We start from the raw sequence: 18,325 nt of genomic DNA, 5'->3' as shown, positions 1-18,325 counted from the left end.
TTACTTATTCAGTTCAATACCTTTATTCTGTAAAGTGATGTTCATCAATGCAGCATACTTGGCATACTGTTCAGCACTAAGAGTCTTTCTCATCAGCTTCAAGTTACCATAAACAGCGTTACGCAATTTAGCTTCTTTATCTTTCTTTGCTGTTGTGGCTCTTGACATCTGTTCGGAGAAATAATCGCAGATGTTTGCAACCTCTTCACTCTGAACTGAATTCAAGTTCAAATATTTACCTAATTTACTAACATTGATGTTACCTTCCCATTTTGCAGTTGTAGGTTGATTTCCGGCTGCAAATGTTGTAGCAGCAAGGCAGAGCGCTGCCACTAATGTTAATCCTAAACGTTTCATAATACCTACTTTTTTAATTGTTATACCTAAAAACTATTCCTAAAAACAAATCTAATACCTATTGAAAATTAGTCTAAGCGCTTAGTTTTTTCTTTTTACCTATGCAAATATAAGAATATGTTTTATAGCATAAAAATAAAGAAAAGGAAAAGATTCTATTTAGCCTCATTTCTTGATGTAAGTCAAGAGATGATATGCTTTTTGATACAAAAACGGTTCTTTATGAAACATATTTGTAATACGTGTGCGAAAACGATAGTGGAAATAATCTGCTTTTTAGGATTTATTCCTGTTAAAATGATATTGAGCAAAGGAACGTGACTAGGAAAGGAACACTGAAATCAACAACAAAACCATGGAAAATGGAAATGATTACAAATTCTTTTCCCGAATATCGGGTAATAATAGGAAGAGTGGTATCCATTGTAGTGGCTCCACCAACAGAAATAGGGGCTAGCTTTCCGAAATACTTCACTAATAATGGCGCACACAGCAAAGCGATGATTTCACGCATGATATTGGAAAGTAATGCAATAGTTCCCAATTCGGGCCCCTTGTATTCAGTAATGAAAATGCTGGAAAGTGAATAATAGCCAAATCCGGCTCCGACTGCCATACAGTCTAAAGGGCCTCGTTGGCTCATAAAGGCTCCTGCTACGGCGCAGCCTGCTAATGTGCCAATGATCGTCATGATGGGAAGGAATACAAGCCGCGGATTCAGGGAGCGAAAACTCTTCAGGGTATTCGGATCGTTACCAATACTGATACCTACGCAGAACATGAGTCCGCAGAGGGCATAGTAACTGAGCTTGCTGTCGGTGAAGTCGTATGGAATGAGATGATAAACTCCACAAAGAGTACCGATAATGAAGAAAGAGACGATAATCAAACTACCTTTCATGCTTTTGTCTCCTTTCCTCTATTCCATCTATATAATAGATACCATAATCCCCAGGCACATAACGTACTTCCTGCAACGGCAGCTACAGTGATGATAATAGCTTCCAGTCCGAGAGTATGCAAACCTTTGATAATAGATTCGTTACCTCCTACATCTATTCCGAGAAGAAAGAGGAGAATCCATATAAGAAGAGTAATTATCTTGTGTATCCATGATAGTCTTTTACTGCGTAACAAGTAGCCAAGAAGCATCCCTGTCAGCATAATTCCAATAATGATAAACATAGTTAGTGCCTGCTTTTTGGCTGCAAAGATAGTATTAAATGTATATCCCGACTAATCTCCTCCACGATTTCTTTCGTAGCCATTGACAAACATTCGGTCATATCATCCAGGCAAGCGGCATTGGCGGACGGTGAATCTTCGAATCTTTGCGCTTTTGTAGTTTGCTGATATTCTGTAGAGTAGGTTTTGTCAAGCAGACAATCTTCCTTTTGAGTGAGGCGGATAGAAATGGCAAGACTGGAAGTTGCCGGGCGAATTTTGTTATTGACAACCTCCAACATTTCTCCCTCAAACCAAGGGATGCTTGACTGGTTGAGTTTGATTCTGCCATACGTCTCATTCTTTCTGATTTTTACTTCCAGCCGATAGGCGGAATCGGGAATTATTTTCCCTTTCTGATTATCTATCAGATGGTAGCAGGTGCTACTGTTACATTCGGTAAGCAGTGCCTCCGTCAGAAATTCCCGATAGAGTTGGGTGAGCGAAGACTCTCCTAACCGGAGATGGAAAAGCTCACCTTCGTAGTTATATAACAGTAACGGTATATACGCAGACTTTTTTCGTTTCACGCTCGTGTAATAATCCATGTTGGAATAGTCGATGAAGTCCAGATATACGGTTTGGTCTGCTTTCTCCTGATAGATAGGAGAAGTGAGCTCGTAATACAAGCTGGATTTTAAGGCTTGTATCTCTCTTAGCATACTCCGGCTGCTTCGGCAGGAACAGAACAGTGGGAGTAAGACAAATATGCATAATATACGATTGGTTACCATCGTTGTGGTGTTTCTATTTCAATTTTTTTGCTGACCTCTGTTGAGATTCCTATCATTCCGGTTCCTCCATGTACATTGCTGGGATATTTGATTGGTTCATCGATTGTCTCGTCATAAATGTCAGAGTCCACAAGGTTAAGCGCTTTCAGATAATAATATTCTACTTCCGTGATGCTTCTTAAGTGGATAATGATGTCCATTTGATGAAAAAATCCCTCTTCGCTGGCAGTTTCGACGTGTGTACTATTATATACTGTCATTGTATAAGATGTGTTTTTAAACCGGGAGTCATCGAATACCCCATAGATATTCCTTGCCGTGTCAAATAATCCGTTATCCTCGTCTTGTCCGGTAGACGGTTGCCCGTCTGTCAGTACAATGTCTTCGCGTCCGATGAATGAGTAACTGTGCTTTGTCCAAAAGATGTACTCGCCTTTTCCCTCTTCTTCATAATTATATTTTCGTAAAGTAGTTTGTTTGTCCACCACAATGCGATAATAATTAGTTTCATTGGGACGGTCTTTGAGGGTTATCCGGTAACGAAGATATTTTCTTATGTGACCATACTCCAACATTGGAACGGTAAGAGTGTCGATGTTTTCTATTTCGGCAGGACGTTGAGGAACCGTCACTTCTGCCCACGCATGATATTTCCCGTCATCAGTAAGTGCATCAATACGTACCACGTCACCGGGAGTAAATTTGCTTGTAATGTTGAAGCGGCATTGCGGATCTCCTTCCTGTTTCGGTGGAAGGGGACGCAGGCTTTCTGTCAGTTGTCCGTTGACGCGTACCTCTATCGTTGCATTTTGGATATGAGTTGTAGCGTCCTTTCCTGTGAAGTTGAGGAAAAGAAGATTTGCCTGGCTTTCAGCATTAATCAGTGCATTCATTACTAATTTGGGCGGATTGTCCTTGATGCTGAAAGGAAGCTCATTCTCACACGAAACGATTATTAATGCTGCAATCAGTACGGATAAATAATGTATAAAAGTTTTCATTGTCGGTTTAGAATTTATAAGTATAAGTAAACGAGGGTATTATAGGTAATAATGTATATTTCTTGATGACACCTTTTCCTTGTTCATTGTGAGCTCGGTAAATCCATGCCGGATTCATCGCGTTATACACATTGTATAGACTGATATTCCAAGTTCGTATCCCATGCTTGGTTTTTTTATTGAAATTGATGCCGATATTGAGCCGGTGGCTTGCAGGTAGGCGAAAGTTGTTCCGGTGCTCCACGTAGTTAGTTTCTCCGATAGTGGGAGATGTATTGGTAAAGCTGGGTTCGTAAGGGATTATCCATCCTCCGCCCGAACCGTTGTTTATACCGTCGTTAGGACGGATAATTGCTGTTTTTTCTTCGGGAATAGTACTTGTTCCCCCTGTGTAGAACGCCCAGGAAACCCCGATGTCGATGCGGTCGTTGAACTGGTGGTTGACCGTCAGGTTAATGCTGTGACGGCGGTCGTACTTGTACGGAAACCGTTCTCCGTTGTTAATGCCGCCTTTGGCGAATTGGCGGTCACTTTTAGAAAGGGTATAGGATAGCCATCCTGTAGTCTTGCCGACAGTCTTTTGTGCCATAAGTTCAATGCCCATCGAACGCCCTTTTCCCATCTCCACTTTGTTTTCCCAGCCTGCCGAAGTGCCGAAGAAACTGACTCCGTCTTTGTATTCCAGCACATTGCGCATAGCCTTATAATACCCTTCTGCCGAAAATTCCCAGCCTTTGATTCCCGTATAATATCCGCCTAGGGAAAACTGGTGGGATTGCATAGGTTTGATTTTTTGGGTTACAGGGACCCATAAATCAGTCGGCATACTGATGGGCATGGATGAAAGCAGATGTACGTACTGGCTCATTTGAGTATAAGATGTTTTCAGGGCAATATCCTTCACTAACTGATAACGGGCGGATATGCGTGGCTGAAAGGAGAAGTAGCTTTTATTCTGTACATGAAATAAAGAAAGATGGGCGCCCATATTCAGCCGGAAACGTGTGTTGAGTCTGAAATTATCTTCCGCATAAGCTGATATTTCATGTGCGTATAGAGGGCTGTTATTTATGCTGTAGTATGTTTTCTCCTGTCCGACCTGTTTGCTGGTATGATCTGAAATTTTGGATGTCATGACTTCCGGGCGGAAGATATGGTATATATATTCTGTGCCGAACTTTATGCGATGGATAGGGCTGGGGTTGAAATCGAAGTCTATCTTATAGCTCCAGTCTTGAATGCCGGAACGGTAGTCAGCGGAATATCTGTTGACTTTATTTTCGGTTGATCCGAAGAATTGATTGGTCATGTATGAATGGATGCCAAGCTCGTAATTGTTGAAGGCGACTGTTGTGTTGCTGAACAGTCGGTTGTTGAATATATAGTTCCACCGGGCAGAGGCAATGGTGTTTCCCCAGTTCATTTTAGAACCGTCTTCATTGTCGGTGTTTTCGTCAAATTTAGTGGCGAAGTGGTCTTTACCATTGTATATGCTTAAGAAGAGACGGCTACGGTCGGAAAACTTATGGTTGATTTTGGCATTCACGTCATAAAAATAATAGCTGTATTTTTCGTCGTCGGGCATGAATGGTTTGGCAAGTAAATCAAGATAGGAGCGTCGGGCAGAGATATTAAAGGATGTTTTCCCCTTCACAATAGGACCTTCCAGATTGAACTTGCTGGTCAATAATCCGATACTAAGCATACCGTGGTACTTTTGCATATCTCCATCATTAGTACGGACATCGATTACCGAAGAAAGCCGACCGCCAAAGCGTGCCGGAAAAGAACTTTTGAATAGCATCACTTTCTTGACTGCTTCGGGAGTAAAAACCGAGAAGAATCCGAACATGTGATCTACATTGTATACCGGAACTCCATCCAGCAAGATTAGGTTTTGGTCGGGACTACCGCCACGTATATACAATCCCGCAGAACCGTCTACACCTGCCTGTACGCCAGGTATGAGCTGGATAGCTTTCATGACATCAGCTTCTCCCAGTATGCTCGGAGTACTTTTAATTTGTGTTATAGGGATTTCAATAGACCCCATCTGTGTAGCCATGGCTCCTGCTTCCGCTCGGTCCGAGACAACAACAACTTCCTGCAATTGCGTATTTCCTTGCATACGTATATTCATCAATGTATCCTGCGAGAGAATGAACTGACAAACTTCTGTGGCATAGCCTAAATAGGAAAAATGCAGGCTGGTCTCTCCTTCAGGTAGAGTGATGCTGTAAAAACCGTAAGGATTGGTGGTAGTTCCCTGATTCTGATGACTCTCAAAGATATTTGTTCCAATCAACGTCTCGGAGGACGTTCCGTCAGTGACATATCCGCTGATGGTAAACTTGCGGCTTACGTTTTTAGTTTTTTTCTTTTTTTGTAGCAGGATATAGCGGTCGGAGAACTGGTAACTGATTGTTTCATCCTTGAATACAATATCAAGTATCTCGTGCAGGGGCTTTTCTTTAACTTTCAGGTTGATTCTATGTTTGATATTGATTTCTTCGCTGTATATAAAGGAATAACCGGTTGAGTTTTCAATTATTTTGGTGAATTCCTTCAATGTCACATTTCGTAGTGTTAATGTAAGCCGGGCATTTGCGTTTTGTGCGTGTACCTGGGCGGTGATAAAGAACACCATACCTATCAGAACAATGGTTCTGACAGGCAGGTGGCCTTGGTGAATAGTTTTCATTTTAAGTCTGGTTTAGTAGTAATAATAATCTGTTTATTGTTTAATGAGTAGTTGAAATAACCGGCGTTATGTAATACAGATAAAATAGTCTCCAGATCTTCTCCATTGCGGAATCGTGCTGTGATCCGGTAATTTTGCAAAGTTGTGTCGGCTATATGGATAGTCGTTCCGAATGAGTTGGACAGTTCGCGGGCAATTTCCTGCAAAGGCAGATCATCGAATATAAATTCTCCCTGTCGCCAGGAAATTTCGTCTTCTGCATTTGCTAGAACTTTGCGAGTGAGTTTTTCTTCCACCTTATTATATATAGCAATCTCGTTAGGCTTCAAAATCATACGAACAGACTTGCTTTTATTGCTGACTGCTACCGAGCCGGACAATAACGTTGTCTTTACATCCGGATTGTCAGGATATGCATCTACATTGAAATGGGTTCCCAATACCTGAACGTCGATTGTTTCAGTCTGCACGATAAACGGATGTTCTTTCTTCTTGCTTACTTCAAAATAAGCCTCTCCATTGAGTTCCACTTCCCGCTTGTCCGATTTAAACTTTTCCGGATAAGAAAGTGAAGAATAATGGTTGAGTGTCACTGTACTGCCATCGGGAAGACAGACCGTGCGTGTCTCTGCCAAGGTGGAAATCGTTTGTATGGTGGTTGGTTGTATATATAAATAGGCTGTCCACGTCGATAGGCAAAGTAGAGCTGCTGCCGCTGCTGCCGAGAAGGTACGTATTAGCATCAGACGCCGGGTATGTGACTTCAGTCTTTTCTCCAGTTTCGGGTAACTGGCTGTTGCTGAAAACCGTCCTCGCGGTGAACGCGTGGAAGCGACGAGCTTGTACAGTATTTCTTCTAATTCCGTATCGGTAAATTTCATAGTTTTTTCTGTATTACTCTTGATCTGTTATTTTCGTATCAACAGAATGGTCAACTTACTGATTCCGCCTTCTTTCCATTGGGGAGTACAGGATAAAGTGATATTCTGCTTCTTCAATATCATCTGTTTAGGATAGATTTTTAGAATAGTCGTAGCCGACTTCTTACCCGCTTTGATGATTACTTTTTTTTCTGTCAGCTGTACGACTGCCGCTTGTCCTGCTAAAAGAGTGGGCGTAGCAAGTATTACCGTCCGGTCTTCTTTCGTTTTTTCCGTTGCAACAATTTTAATTTTCAACTCACATTCGGATTTACCGCTTTCACATTCTATTGTTTCCTTCGAATGTTCGAATCCTGCATAGTCCTTCGGGAAATTGTCGTTATCATTGTTGCATGAAAACAGGTACAGACAAACTGATAGAAAGGCAAGGATTCTAATGATTGCGTCATTTAGCTTTTTCATTTTTTCTGTCTTTTAGGTGATTGATTTATTTGTTGATAAAGACCGGAGGTTGACAGAAACTCCCTACGCTCCTTTTCTAAATAATTGTTAATCTATTTCTGCCCGGCTAATCATCTCTTTGAGTCGTGTGATTGCTTTCTGAAGTTGTGCGTCCACTGTATTCGTGCTGATACCTAATTCCTCCGCTACCTGTGCGTAACTCTGTTTTTCTTCACGGATGCGAATGAATACTTCCCTGCAACGCTCCGGAAGCCGGTCGAGTGCTTTTACGTAAAGAGCAAACAATTCTTCACTGATGAGTGATTCTTCCGGCGAATAGCTCTGTTCCTGTGGCTCCGGCAGAGAATCGGGATGAATGTAAGTGTGTTTTAATTCTTTTTCCAGATAATTGAGCGAAGCATTCTTGACGAGAATGAAACAATAATCTTCGATGTTTCTCACATCAAGTAGATTGCTACGTTGTTTCCATAGTTTCAGAAATACGTCGAGAACGATTTCCTGCGACCATTCTTCCTGTTTCACATAGTAGTAGGCAATGCGGAAGAGGCGGTTGTAAGTCATATTGTAAAAGTTCCGGAAAGCAGTTTGCGAATCCAGTTCTTTCATTTGCCGCAATAACTTTCTAACTTCTGATTCGGTCATCGGCTTGCCGTTTGTTTTGTTAATCTACCCAAAGTAAATCACTCATTATACTGTCGGAGATGAAAATACCTTCACGAGTCAAGCGTAAGGCTCCGTCGTGTTCTTCCAGTTTCCCATTTTTCAGATAAGGCGCAGCCATTCTCTGGCAATACTCCCACATCTCATTGCCGAACATCTGTTTTAGCTTTTCTATAGGTGTTCCCCATACTGTACGTATGGTAGTGATTATAAATTCATTGTAGCGGGTCGTCTGGTCCAGATACTCTATTTCAAAAGCACGGCTGTCTTCCTCTATACCTTTTATATATGTATCGATGGAAGAAACATTCCATTCCCGTGTCATCCCGTCAAAAGAATGTGCCGACGGTCCGCACCCCAGATAAGGTATTCCTTTCCAGTAAGAACTGTTGTGGCGGGAGTACTTGTCCGGACGGCAGAAATTCGAAATTTCATAATGTTCAAATCCCGCTTTCTGCAGATGCTCTATCAGTAACGTGAAAAAATCTAAACTGGAATCTTCGTCCACCTCCGATATCTGATGCTGTTTTAACATATTATATATAGGTGTATCTTCCTCGTAAATCAGATGATAAGCGGAAATGTGCTCCACGTTCAGACTGACAGCCTGACGAAGATCATTCTCCCATCGTTCTTTGGTTTCTCCCGGTAATCCGTAGATGAGATCGATGCTTATATTTTGAAAACCGGCTTCCCGACATCTGTGAACAGCTTCGATAGCTGTACGGGCATTGTGACGACGTTTCAATAGTTTGAGAGTGGGATCGTCAAAAGTCTGTATTCCCATGCTGATGCGATTGAAAGGGAGCGAAGAAAGCATTTTCAGATATTCACTTGTCAGATCGTCGGGATTGGCTTCCAATGTGATTTCCTGCCAATGGCTTAATCCGTAATGTGTCCGGATCGTATCAAATATCTGTTCGAAATCTTCTTTTTCCAATTGAGACGGGGTTCCGCCACCGAAATAAACGGTTTCTATATCTTCTCTTTTCAGGTAGTCTTTCCGCATGGCTAACTCCTGGCAAAGTGCTCGTACATAACGGGTTTTGAGCTCGCTACGGGTGGTTGAGTAGAAATCGCAGTAGATGCACCGTGTTTTACAAAAAGGAATATGAAGATAGATACCTGCCATAGTTGTGCCGTTTGAGTTTAGTGGCTGTAAAAGTAAGATTATTATCAGATATAACAAAAAATCTTATTGACTGAAATCATTCTTATGAGGCGTTGCATAGATAAGTTGTCTGACACCCGGGTGTCGGTATGCCTGAGACCCGGGTGCTGAACAATCCGTTTGTGCAGTCTAAATATTATATGCATATATACTATTGAATGGTGGTTCGTATAGAAATTAAATTATGAGCGAGCAAAAAATGTTTATGTTAAAGATGTGTTACATAACATTGTTTAGTAACACCGTCATAAGTGTTGCTTTTCCCCCAATTAATCCCTAATTTGCGCATCACAAAATTAATGGTATGTGAGAAACATACTGAGTAATTACTAAAATCTTATATATTATGAAAGTATATCAGACTAATGAAATCAAGAACATTGCCTTGTTGGGAAGTTCTGGCTCTGGGAAAACCACTCTCGTGGAAGCGATGCTTTTCGAGAGTGGTGTTATAAAACGTCGCGGATCTGTTGCTGCAAAGAATACTGTTAGCGATTATTTCCCTGTTGAACAAGAGTATGGTTACTCCGTTTTCTCCACCGTTCTCCATGTAGAATGGAATAATAAAAAACTTAATATTATTGACTGTCCGGGATCGGACGACTTCGTAGGCAGTACAGTAACTGCACTAAATGTGACCGACACAGCAATCATTCTTCTTAATGGCCAATACGGCGTCGAAGTCGGTACGCAAAATCACTTCCGTTATACAGAAAAGCTGAATAAACCTGTTATTTTTCTAGTCAACCAGCTTGATAATGAAAAATGCGATTATGATAATATCCTCGAACAGTTGAAAGAGGCTTATGGCTCTAAGGTTGTTCCTATTCAATATCCAATAGCTACCGGTCCGGGCTTTAATGCGCTGATCGACGTGCTGTTGATGAAGAAATATTCGTGGAAACCCGAAGGAGGGGCTCCGACCATCGAAGATATTCCGGCAGAAGAAATGGATAAGGCTATGGGGATGCACAAAGCATTGGTAGAAGCTGCTGCCGAGAATGATGAAAATCTGATGGAGAAATTTTTTGAACAAGATTCTCTTACAGAAGATGAAATGCGCGAAGGTATCCGTAAGGGATTGGTCGCCAGAGGTATGTTCCCTGTATTTTGCGTTTGTGGAGGTAAGGATATGGGCGTTCGCCGCTTGATGGAATTCTTGGGTAACGTTGTTCCTTTTGTTTCTGAAATGCCGAAGGTGCAGAATACCGAAGGTAAAGAGGTGGCTCCGGATAGTAACGGACCGGAATCTCTTTATTTCTTCAAGACCAGCGTGGAGCCGCATATCGGTGAAGTTTCCTATTTTAAGGTAATGAGCGGTAAAGTTCATGAAGGAGACGACTTGCTGAATGCCGACCGTGGTTCGAAGGAACGTATTGCGCAAATTTATGTGGTAGCCGGTGGTAACCGCGTCAAGGTGGAAGAGCTGCAAGCAGGTGATATCGGTGCTGCTGTGAAACTGAAAGATGTGAAAACCGGTAATACACTGAACGGTAAGGATTGCGACTATAAATTCAACTTTATCAAATATCCGAATTCTAAATATACTCGTGCCATCAAGCCGGTGAATGAAGCGGATGTGGAAAAGATGATGAGTATTCTGAACCGTATGCGTGAAGAAGATCCTACCTGGGTGATCGAACAGTCAAAGGAGTTGAAGCAGACTTTGGTACACGGACAGGGAGAATTCCATCTTCGTACATTGAAATGGCGTTTGGAAAACAACGAAAAACTTCCGGTGAAGTACGAAGAACCGAAGATTCCGTATCGTGAAACGATTACAAAAGCCGCTCGCGCTGACTATCGTCATAAGAAACAATCCGGTGGTGCCGGTCAGTTTGGTGAAGTTCACCTGATTGTAGAACCTTATAAAGAAGGTATGCCTGTGCCCGATACGTATAAGTTCAATGGACAGGAATTTAAGATTACCGTGAGAGGTACGGAAGAGATACCATTGGAATGGGGTGGTAAACTGGTGTTTATCAACAGTATTGTCGGTGGTTCTATCGATGCACGCTTCCTGCCTGCTATTATGAAAGGTATTATGTCTCGTATGGAGCAAGGTCCGTTGACGGGTTCGTATGCTCGTGACGTGCGTGTCATTGTTTACGATGGTAAGATGCATCCGGTAGATTCTAATGAAATCTCCTTTATGCTTGCCGGACGTAATGCCTTTAGTGAAGCCTTCAAGAATGCCGGTCCGAAAATTCTGGAACCGATTTATGATGTAGAAGTGTTTGTTCCGTCTGATAGGATGGGAGATGTAATGGGAGATCTTCAGGGACGTCGTGCCATGATTATGGGTATGAGTAGCGAAAAAGGTTTTGAGAAACTGGTTGCTAAAGTACCTTTGAAAGAAATGTCTTCTTACTCTACTGCTCTTAGCTCACTCACCGGCGGACGTGCTTCGTTTATTATGAAGTTCTCTAGTTATGAGCTTGTTCCGACAGATGTTCAGGATAAGTTGATGAAGGATTTTGAAGCTAAACAAATTGAAGAATAAAGATAAATGATAGTTGATAGATGATATGTGATAGTTGATGGAAAACTTATTATCATATTCGTTATTTACTATCTGTTGCTTATAGACTATCAACTTAAACGTTAAAACTGTTCCCTTTTTTAAGTAAAAGGGGACAGTTTTTGTTTAACTATGATTAATAAAGATGGAAAAACGCAAGGAAAAGATTTAATTTTTTATTAAATTTGCAAACCAAAGGAGGGCTTTTATTGTTGTAGTAATCAGAATACAACCTAAATAGCTCCTTACGGTTAATTTCCGGGAAGTTCCGGTTAAATCAAGTTAATGCATTAGGAGTGTTAATTAGGGAGTGTTAATTTTGTTGCTATGAAGAAGTCAACAATTTGGATATTAGGTATTGTAATGGGGCTTTCCTTCCTTAGTCTGCTGTATTTGCAGGTTAGTTATATCGAGGAAATGATGAAAACCCGTAAGGAACAGTTTGATTCGGCTGTACGCAATAGCCTGGATCAGGTTTCCAAGGATGTGGAATATGCAGAGACTAGACGTTGGTTGATCGAAGATATTTCAGAAGCGGAAAGAAAAGCACTGATTGCGAATAACGCTTCCATACAACAAGACAACTTGATTCAGCAAACGCAACGGTTCACGGTGAAGTCTAAGGATGGAAAGGTATATTCGGATTTTGAGCTGAAAGTGATGACCACTAAGCCCTCCGAGCTTCCAAAGGCAATGATTTCTCCTTACAGGGGAACAAAGACCATTCCGGAAACTTCGCGTTCATTAGTGGAAGCCATCAAGAACCGGTATATGTATCAACGGGCGTTACTCGATGAAGTGGCCTGGCAGATGATTTATCGGGGGAGTGACAAATCGATTGGAGACAGAGTACGGTTCAAAGAACTGGATGACTATCTGAAATCGAGCTTATATAATAATAGTATAGACTTGCCTTATCACTTTACGGTGATTGACAAAGACGGTAGGGAGGTCTATCGTTGTGCGGATTATGACGCAAAGGGAAGTGAAGACGCTTATCAGCAGGCATTGTTCAAGAATGATCCGCCTGCGAAAATGAGCATATTGAAAGTGCACTTTCCGGGTAAGAAAGATTATATCTTTGACTCAATCAGTTTCATGATTCCGTCGCTGATATTTACGCTGGTATTGTTAGTGACATTCATCTTTACGATTTATATCGTATTCCGGCAAAAGAAACTGACGGAAATGAAGAATGACTTTATCAATAATATGACGCACGAATTTAAAACACCGATATCTACCATTTCATTGGCAGCACAGATGTTGAAAGATCCCGCGGTAGGAAAATCACCGCAGATGTTCCAACATATATCGGGAGTGATTAATGATGAAACCAAGCGCTTGCGCTTCCAGGTGGAAAAGGTGCTCCAGATGTCGATGTTCGAACGTCAGAAGGCAACTTTGAAGATGAAGGAGATCGATGCGAATGAATTGATTGCAGGTGTTGTCAATACCTTTGCTCTGAAAGTGGAACGATATAATGGTAAGATAACATCGAACCTTGAGGCTACCGATCCTGTTATATTTGCAGATGAGATGCATATTACAAATGTAATCTTTAATCTGATGGATAACGCGGTGAAATACAAGAAACCGGAAGAGGATCTGGAGCTGAAAGTGAGAACGTGGAATGAGTCGGGTAAGCTGATGATTTCGATACAGGATAACGGTATTGGTATCAAGAAGGAGAACCTGAAAAAAATATTTGAAAAGTTCTATCGTGTACATACGGGTAATCTGCACGATGTGAAGGGCTTTGGACTGGGATTGGCTTATGTGAGGAAGATTATATTGGATCATAAGGGAACCATCCGGGCGGAAAGTGACCTGAACGTGGGAACTAAATTTATTATTGCATTACCTTTATTAAAAAATAATTGATATGGACGAGAAACTGCGTATTTTATTATGCGAGGATGACGAAAATCTTGGCATGCTTTTAAGAGAATATCTACAGGCAAAAGGTTATTCTGCTGAGTTATATCCTGATGGAGAAGCCGGTTATAAGGCTTTCTTGAAGAATAAATATGACTTGTGCGTGTTCGACGTAATGATGCCTAAAAAAGATGGCTTCACACTGGCACAGGATGTCCGTGCAGCAAATGCTGAAATACCTATTATCTTCCTGACTGCTAAAACGCTGAAAGAAGATATCCTGGAAGGATTTAAAATCGGTGCGGATGATTATATCACTAAACCGTTTAGTATGGAAGAATTGACGTTCAGAATTGAAGCAATCTTGAGACGTGTTCGTGGAAAGAAGAACAAAGAAAGCAATATCTATAAGATTGGTAAGTTTACTTTCGATACACAGAAACAAATTCTGTCGTCAGAAGGCAAACAGACTAAACTGACTACCAAAGAATCTGAACTGCTCGGATTGCTTTGTGCACATGCAAATGAGATTTTGCAACGTGACTTTGCTTTGAAAACAATCTGGATCGACGATAACTATTTCAATGCCCGTAGTATGGACGTGTATATCACGAAACTGCGTAAGCATCTGAAAGAAGATGATTCTATCGAGATTATCAATATCCACGGAAAAGGCTATAAGCTGATTACCCCGGAAGTTGAATCTTAATAATCGCATTTGAGATGACTACAAATAAAAAATCCCGGAAACATTCGTTTCCGGGATTTTTTATTGATTTCTGCGAAATTAATCTGCGATTTTCTTATTAATAATAATATAAGAAATGAGTCCCAGTACTACAAGTACTACTGAAGTACCCAGGATGGCGTTGTTGTTTACATTTCCTGTAAAGGAACAAGCCAACAGGATGACTACTCCGGCCAAGATTAATATCAATCCTAAGTTCTTTAATAAGCCTTTCATGCGTGTGTATTTTAATAGATTATAATATTCCAGTCACAAATTAAAGCATAATTCTTTAACGGGCGAAATTATTTGGATAAAAATTCCATTATAAATGCACGATTTAGTGGATTTTATGATTTTAAGTTCTGTTCTTCTGCTTAATCTTTCGTATTATAGAATACCTTTTTCAGTACCTCCTGACCAATGCTCAATTCGTCGAGAGTGATGCCATGAAGAGCCTCTTTCAGAGTCTGGCCGGCAATAACGCGTGCTTTTTCTTCCAGTTCTTTTCCGTCTTTAGTCAGGTGGATTAAATTGGTACGGCGGTCTTTTTTATCGGAAATGCGCACAACGAGATGCTGCCGTTCCATATTGTCTATCAAACGGGTCATGCTGGGTTTGTCTTTAAAAGTTGCATTACACAACTCTTGTTGTGTAACACCGTCTTTTTCCCACAGAAAAATGAGTACCGTCCATTGTTCCGGACTGATTTCCAGTCCGTTCTGACGGAAGTTACGGTACAGTTTCCGGTTGATTGCCGCGGAAACTTTGCCATTTAGTATGGCGAATATAAGCCGGATATCGAAATTAAATTGCTCTATCATGAAATTATTGTTTAAACAACTTTGCAAAGGTAAGTCACTTCCCGGATAAATCCTATCTTCGGATACAAAAAAAGATTAAATATTTGTAGTTCAAAATAAAATGTCTAACTTTGCACCCGCATTTAAAATCAAATAATTTATTTATTTAATTAAACGAAGTATGAATCAATACGAAACCGTTTTCATTTTAACTCCCGTTTTGTCTGACGTTCAGATGAAGGAAGCGGTAGAAAAATTCAAAGGCGTTCTTCAAGCTGAAGGTGCTGAGATTATCAATGAAGAAAACTGGGGACTGAAGAAATTGGCTTACCCAATTCAGAAGAAGTCTACAGGTTTTTACCAACTGATTGAGTTCAATGCAGATCCTACTGTAATTGACAAGCTGGAACTTAATTTCCGTCGTGATGAACGCGTAATCCGTTTCTTGACTTTCAAGATGGATAAGTATGCTGCTGAATACGCTGCAAAAAGAAGAAGTGTTAAATCAAACAAAAAGGAGGATTAATCATGGCACAACAAGTTCAATCAGAAATCAGATATTTGACTCCGCCGTCAGTAGATGTTAAGAAGAAAAAATACTGCCGTTTCAAAAAGAGTGGTATTAGGTATATCGACTACAAAGATCCTGAATTCTTGAAGAAATTCTTGAATGAACAAGGAAAAATCCTTCCGCGTCGTATTACAGGTACTTCTTTGAAGTTCCAACGTCGTATCGCGCAGGCTGTGAAGAGAGCTCGTCACTTGGCATTGCTGCCTTATGTAACTGACATGATGAAATAAGAAGGAGGAAAAGTATGGAAATTATATTGAAAGAAGACGTAGTAAACTTGGGTTATAAGAACGATATCGTAAACGTGAAATCCGGATACGGTCGTAATTATCTGATCCCGACTGGAAAAGCTGTCATCGCTTCTCCTTCTGCAAAGAAAATGTTGGCTGAAGAACTGAAACAGCGCGCTCACAAACTTGAGAAAATCAAGAAAGATGCTGAGGCTATGGCTGCTAAGTTGGAAGGCGTTTCTTTGACTATTGCAACTAAAGTTAGCTCAACCGGTACTATCTTCGGTTCTGTTGGTAACATCCAGATTGCTGAGGCATTGTCTAAGCTGGGTCATGAAGTTGACAGAAAGATCATCGTTGTAAAAGACGCTGTGAAAGAAGTTGGTAGCTATAAGGCTATTGTTAAACTTCACAAGGAAGTTTCGGTAGAAATTCCTTTCGAAGTAGTTGCTGAATAAGAGCAAATTTACTTCATATACAAAAAGCGATTTGTTCTGAATGGATGAATCGCTTTTTTTTGTTATCTTTGCTATTACTATTATGAAATTCAACTGTTGTTTTCTGAAGAAGAGGTTTTTGCTTCTGCTGATTGCTTTGGGAATTGGCAGTGTCCTTTATGCGAATGATGAGTTGAAACTATTGACGGATTCTTTGCGTAGAGTGATAGATGAGAAACATGTCTATGTTCAAAAGAAAGAGGAGAGAATAAACCGGATAAAATGTATGTTGAAAAGTCCCGGTTTGACTCTTGAAGGGGAGTATAGAATCAATTTACGGTTATATAGCGAGTATAAAAAGTTTCATATTGATTCTGCCATTCATTATGTCGATCGCAATATCGAGATTTCCCACCAGTTGAATAAACCTTATTTCACCAACCAGTCATCTTTAAATCTTAGTCTTTTGTATTCGATGTGTGGCAGATTCCGCGAAGCTGAGATTATTTTGAAAAGTATAAAGACGTCAGAACTTCCAAAAGATTTATTAATAGACTATTATCAGACTTACTCCAGTTTCTGGGGGCATTACTCCATTTCTGTTGCCAACAATCTGTATGGAAAGCAACAATCTGCTTATCAGGATTCACTGTTTGCTCTCATAGATCATACTTCCTGGGATTACCGGATGTCACAAGCTTCTTATTATATCTGGCGTGATACCTTAAAATCGAAGGAAATTTTTAAGGAATTGTTGGATATCGAGGAGGTGGGAACGCCTAATTATGCCATGATTACTCATTCGTATTCCAGATTGTGTCATCATCAGAAGAAATATGATGAGGAAAAGAAATATCTGATGTTGTCGGCGATTGCCGATACCCGGAATGCAACGCGTGAAAATGCCTCTCTTCAATCTCTTGCGTTGATACAATACGAAGAGAAGAATCTGGCCGATGCTTTTAAATTTACACAGTCCGCTATTGATGATGTAATTTCTTCCGGTATTCATTTTCGTGCAATCGAAATCTATAAATTCAATTCGATTATCAATACTGCCTATCAGGCGGAACAGGCTAAATCGAGATCGCATCTGACTACTTTTCTTATTTCTACAAGTATTATCCTTTTTCTTTTGATTCTGCTCGTCGTTTTCATCTATATTCAGATGAAGAAAACGTTGAAAATAAAGCAGGCATTGGCGCAGAGTAATGAGGAACTTCTGCGGCTGAACAATAAACTGAATAGTATGAACAGCCAGCTGAATGACACCAATAATCAATTGTGTGAAATTAATGGCATAAAGGAATATTATATAGCTGAATTCTTCGATGTGTGCTTTAGCTATATCCACAAAATGGAAAAGTATCAGAATATGCTGTATAAAATAGCTATTAATAAGTACTATGACGAGTTGATTAAGAAGCTGAAGTCGTCTGCGCTTATTGATGAAGAGCTTAGTGCACTGTATGCCCGTTTTGATAAGGTCTTTTTAGGTTTATATCCTACTTTTGTTTCTGATTTTAATGCTTTGTTGAAAGATGAAGAGAAGATTATTTTGAAGCCGGATGCTTTATTGAATAGGGAACTTCGTATTTATGCTTTATTACGTTTGGGTATTACGGATAGTGGGAAGATAGCGAACTTCCTTCGGTGCTCTACAAGTACGGTTTATAATTATCGTACGAAGATGAGAAATAAAGCTGCTGTCGACAGAGATGAATTTGAGAACGAAATTATGAAAATTAGTTCAACACAAGAGACATAATTGTTATTTTACTGCTGACCTCCTTTCCAAATCATCTACATTTTTTTGATATACTTAAAGTGTTAAGTGCTTGATTAATAGTGTAAAATGTTAATTTACTATCTACATAAAGTAGTGTAAGTCAAATAAGCCGTTATTTATTTGGCTAGATTTGCAATATCAGTTTTTTACTCATCAGCTTGATGGTGAAAATTGATAC

The 18,325-nt window shown here is 40.3% G+C and carries 19 protein-coding genes; 7 read left to right on the top strand and 12 right to left on the bottom strand.

The window, feature by feature from the left end:
• From NXX38_RS00190 to hemW, 10 genes are all read right to left on the bottom strand, one after another.
• Nucleotides 1-357, bottom strand: a complete 357-nt coding sequence (locus NXX38_RS00190) for a hypothetical protein (RefSeq protein ID WP_004299310.1) — start codon at nucleotides 355-357, stop codon at nucleotides 1-3.
• Nucleotides 358-649: 292 nt separating this feature from the next.
• Nucleotides 650-1,258, bottom strand: a complete 609-nt coding sequence (locus tag NXX38_RS00185) for a lysine exporter LysO family protein (RefSeq protein ID WP_004326224.1) — start codon at nucleotides 1,256-1,258, stop codon at nucleotides 650-652.
• On the bottom strand, nucleotides 1,255-1,542 hold the full coding sequence (locus NXX38_RS00180; RefSeq protein WP_008650120.1) for a LysO family transporter: 288 nt from the start codon (nucleotides 1,540-1,542) through the stop codon (nucleotides 1,255-1,257). The genes NXX38_RS00185 and NXX38_RS00180 overlap by 4 nt, the downstream gene beginning before the upstream one ends.
• Before the next feature lie 2 nt (nucleotides 1,543-1,544).
• Nucleotides 1,545-2,243, bottom strand: a complete 699-nt coding sequence (locus tag NXX38_RS00175; protein ID WP_234132427.1) for a hypothetical protein — start codon at nucleotides 2,241-2,243, stop codon at nucleotides 1,545-1,547.
• A gap of 65 nt (nucleotides 2,244-2,308) precedes the next feature.
• The gene (locus NXX38_RS00170) at nucleotides 2,309-3,316 is read right to left on the bottom strand and encodes a DUF4249 domain-containing protein (protein ID WP_258978261.1); all 1,008 of its coding nucleotides are present in this window, start codon (nucleotides 3,314-3,316) and stop codon (nucleotides 2,309-2,311) included.
• 7 nt (nucleotides 3,317-3,323) lie between these two features.
• Nucleotides 3,324-6,017: a TonB-dependent receptor gene (locus NXX38_RS00165; RefSeq protein ID WP_258978259.1), complete on the bottom strand. Its 2,694-nt coding sequence runs from the start codon at nucleotides 6,015-6,017 to the stop codon at nucleotides 3,324-3,326.
• Nucleotides 6,014-6,898: a FecR family protein gene (locus NXX38_RS00160; protein WP_258978257.1), complete on the bottom strand. Its 885-nt coding sequence runs from the start codon at nucleotides 6,896-6,898 to the stop codon at nucleotides 6,014-6,016. Before NXX38_RS00160 ends, NXX38_RS00165 begins: the two co-directional genes overlap by 4 nt.
• Before the next feature lie 27 nt (nucleotides 6,899-6,925).
• Nucleotides 6,926-7,360 carry a hypothetical protein gene (locus NXX38_RS00155; RefSeq protein ID WP_258978256.1) on the bottom strand — a complete coding sequence of 145 codons (435 nt, stop codon included), beginning with the start codon at nucleotides 7,358-7,360 and terminating at the stop codon, nucleotides 6,926-6,928.
• A gap of 87 nt (nucleotides 7,361-7,447) precedes the next feature.
• On the bottom strand, nucleotides 7,448-8,002 hold the full coding sequence (locus NXX38_RS00150; RefSeq protein WP_258978254.1) for an RNA polymerase sigma-70 factor: 555 nt from the start codon (nucleotides 8,000-8,002) through the stop codon (nucleotides 7,448-7,450).
• A gap of 19 nt (nucleotides 8,003-8,021) precedes the next feature.
• Complete coding sequence (gene hemW, locus NXX38_RS00145) at nucleotides 8,022-9,152, bottom strand: radical SAM family heme chaperone HemW (protein WP_258978252.1); 1,131 nt, start codon at nucleotides 9,150-9,152, stop codon at nucleotides 8,022-8,024.
• Between the two features lie 385 nt (nucleotides 9,153-9,537).
• On the opposite strand from hemW, the gene NXX38_RS00140 reads away from it, so the two are divergent.
• From NXX38_RS00140 to NXX38_RS00130, 3 genes are all read left to right on the top strand, one after another.
• Nucleotides 9,538-11,694 (top strand): translation factor GTPase family protein, encoded by a 2,157-nt coding sequence (locus NXX38_RS00140; protein ID WP_258978251.1) that lies wholly within the window; start codon nucleotides 9,538-9,540, stop codon nucleotides 11,692-11,694.
• 345 nt (nucleotides 11,695-12,039) lie between these two features.
• A complete protein-coding gene (locus NXX38_RS00135) occupies nucleotides 12,040-13,596 on the top strand; it encodes a sensor histidine kinase KdpD (RefSeq protein WP_074559146.1) in 1,557 nt (518 codons plus the stop codon).
• A 1-nt stretch (nucleotide 13,597) separates the two neighbouring features.
• Nucleotides 13,598-14,299, top strand: coding sequence for a response regulator transcription factor (locus NXX38_RS00130; protein ID WP_004299326.1), 702 nt, complete (start codon nucleotides 13,598-13,600; stop codon nucleotides 14,297-14,299).
• Between the two features lie 78 nt (nucleotides 14,300-14,377).
• On the opposite strand, the gene NXX38_RS00125 is transcribed toward NXX38_RS00130, so the two are convergent.
• Together NXX38_RS00125 and NXX38_RS00120 are read right to left on the bottom strand one after the other, a co-directional pair.
• Complete coding sequence (locus tag NXX38_RS00125) at nucleotides 14,378-14,554, bottom strand: hypothetical protein (RefSeq protein WP_167511779.1); 177 nt, start codon at nucleotides 14,552-14,554, stop codon at nucleotides 14,378-14,380.
• A gap of 140 nt (nucleotides 14,555-14,694) precedes the next feature.
• Nucleotides 14,695-15,141, bottom strand: a complete 447-nt coding sequence (locus NXX38_RS00120; RefSeq protein WP_004299328.1) for a MarR family winged helix-turn-helix transcriptional regulator — start codon at nucleotides 15,139-15,141, stop codon at nucleotides 14,695-14,697.
• 160 nt (nucleotides 15,142-15,301) lie between these two features.
• Here NXX38_RS00120 and rpsF point away from each other — a divergent pair, with 160 nt between their 5' ends.
• From rpsF to NXX38_RS00100, 4 genes are all read left to right on the top strand, one after another.
• Nucleotides 15,302-15,646: a 30S ribosomal protein S6 gene (gene rpsF, locus NXX38_RS00115; RefSeq protein WP_004306610.1), complete on the top strand. Its 345-nt coding sequence runs from the start codon at nucleotides 15,302-15,304 to the stop codon at nucleotides 15,644-15,646.
• A 2-nt stretch (nucleotides 15,647-15,648) separates the two neighbouring features.
• Nucleotides 15,649-15,921, top strand: a complete 273-nt coding sequence (gene rpsR, locus NXX38_RS00110; RefSeq protein WP_002562536.1) for a 30S ribosomal protein S18 — start codon at nucleotides 15,649-15,651, stop codon at nucleotides 15,919-15,921.
• Between the two features lie 14 nt (nucleotides 15,922-15,935).
• Nucleotides 15,936-16,379, top strand: coding sequence for a 50S ribosomal protein L9 (gene rplI, locus NXX38_RS00105; protein WP_004299330.1), 444 nt, complete (start codon nucleotides 15,936-15,938; stop codon nucleotides 16,377-16,379).
• Between the two features lie 82 nt (nucleotides 16,380-16,461).
• Nucleotides 16,462-18,126, top strand: coding sequence for a DUF6377 domain-containing protein (locus tag NXX38_RS00100; RefSeq protein ID WP_148365222.1), 1,665 nt, complete (start codon nucleotides 16,462-16,464; stop codon nucleotides 18,124-18,126).
• Nucleotides 18,127-18,325 lie beyond the last annotated feature (199 nt).

It is taken from the genome of Bacteroides sp. BFG-637, from assembly GCF_024793605.1.
Taxonomy (GTDB): domain Bacteria; phylum Bacteroidota; class Bacteroidia; order Bacteroidales; family Bacteroidaceae; genus Bacteroides; species Bacteroides vicugnae.
Note: the sequence above shows the minus strand (reverse complement) of the source record. Positions and strands in the feature narration are given on the sequence as shown.

Bases quoted from the DNA above. Each gene is read 5' to 3' on its own strand.
- NXX38_RS00190 (WP_004299310.1), bottom strand. From the start codon at position 357: ATGAAACGTTTAGGATTAACATTAGTGGCAGCGCTCTGCCTTGCTGCT.
- NXX38_RS00185 (WP_004326224.1), bottom strand. From the start codon at position 1,258: ATGAAAGGTAGTTTGATTATCGTCTCTTTCTTCATTATCGGTACTCTT.
- NXX38_RS00180 (WP_008650120.1), bottom strand. From the start codon at position 1,542: ATGTTTATCATTATTGGAATTATGCTGACAGGGATGCTTCTTGGCTAC.
- NXX38_RS00175 (WP_234132427.1), bottom strand. From the start codon at position 2,243: ATGCTAAGAGAGATACAAGCCTTAAAATCCAGCTTGTATTACGAGCTC.
- NXX38_RS00170 (WP_258978261.1), bottom strand. From the start codon at position 3,316: ATGAAAACTTTTATACATTATTTATCCGTACTGATTGCAGCATTAATA.
- NXX38_RS00165 (WP_258978259.1), bottom strand. From the start codon at position 6,017: ATGAAAACTATTCACCAAGGCCACCTGCCTGTCAGAACCATTGTTCTG.
- NXX38_RS00160 (WP_258978257.1), bottom strand. From the start codon at position 6,898: ATGAAATTTACCGATACGGAATTAGAAGAAATACTGTACAAGCTCGTC.
- NXX38_RS00155 (WP_258978256.1), bottom strand. From the start codon at position 7,360: ATGAAAAAGCTAAATGACGCAATCATTAGAATCCTTGCCTTTCTATCA.
- NXX38_RS00150 (WP_258978254.1), bottom strand. From the start codon at position 8,002: ATGACCGAATCAGAAGTTAGAAAGTTATTGCGGCAAATGAAAGAACTG.
- hemW (WP_258978252.1), bottom strand. From the start codon at position 9,152: ATGGCAGGTATCTATCTTCATATTCCTTTTTGTAAAACACGGTGCATC.
- NXX38_RS00140 (WP_258978251.1), top strand. From the start codon at position 9,538: ATGAAAGTATATCAGACTAATGAAATCAAGAACATTGCCTTGTTGGGA.
- NXX38_RS00135 (WP_074559146.1), top strand. From the start codon at position 12,040: ATGAAGAAGTCAACAATTTGGATATTAGGTATTGTAATGGGGCTTTCC.
- NXX38_RS00130 (WP_004299326.1), top strand. From the start codon at position 13,598: ATGGACGAGAAACTGCGTATTTTATTATGCGAGGATGACGAAAATCTT.
- NXX38_RS00125 (WP_167511779.1), bottom strand. From the start codon at position 14,554: ATGAAAGGCTTATTAAAGAACTTAGGATTGATATTAATCTTGGCCGGA.
- NXX38_RS00120 (WP_004299328.1), bottom strand. From the start codon at position 15,141: ATGATAGAGCAATTTAATTTCGATATCCGGCTTATATTCGCCATACTA.
- rpsF (WP_004306610.1), top strand. From the start codon at position 15,302: ATGAATCAATACGAAACCGTTTTCATTTTAACTCCCGTTTTGTCTGAC.
- rpsR (WP_002562536.1), top strand. From the start codon at position 15,649: ATGGCACAACAAGTTCAATCAGAAATCAGATATTTGACTCCGCCGTCA.
- rplI (WP_004299330.1), top strand. From the start codon at position 15,936: ATGGAAATTATATTGAAAGAAGACGTAGTAAACTTGGGTTATAAGAAC.
- NXX38_RS00100 (WP_148365222.1), top strand. From the start codon at position 16,462: ATGAAATTCAACTGTTGTTTTCTGAAGAAGAGGTTTTTGCTTCTGCTG.